Raw genomic sequence first — 265 nt, 5'->3', positions numbered from 1 at the left:
CATGCGTTCCTCCCACGCAGTTGACAGTCCGACTGGTGCGGCTCTCCAGCTCTTCACCGCTGCGCAGCGGAAACCCGAAGGCGTGACCGAAACTCGGCAAGCGCCTTCTCCTGCCTATCGAGCTTGCGCGTGAGAGCGTCGATCTCGCCACGACGGGTCAGCGTGAGGACCGCGACATGCTCCTGAAACTGCCGTTCATCGGCGTTCGTCCAGCTCGATGCACTGCGGCCATGCTGCCGACGTTTCGCCCGATCAGTGATCGTCA

Annotated in this window: 1 protein-coding gene; it reads right to left on the bottom strand. The window is 63.0% G+C overall.

The window, feature by feature from the left end:
- Nucleotides 1–53: 53 nt before the first annotated feature.
- The coding region (locus Q5L94_RS13800; RefSeq protein ID WP_317498926.1) for a hypothetical protein at nucleotides 54–265 on the bottom strand (212 nt) is incomplete at its 5' end.

Source organism: Idiomarina sp. Sol25, assembly GCF_033052775.1.
Taxonomy (GTDB): Bacteria; Pseudomonadota; Gammaproteobacteria; order Enterobacterales; family Alteromonadaceae; genus Idiomarina.
Note: the sequence above shows the minus strand (reverse complement) of the source record. Positions and strands in the feature narration are given on the sequence as shown.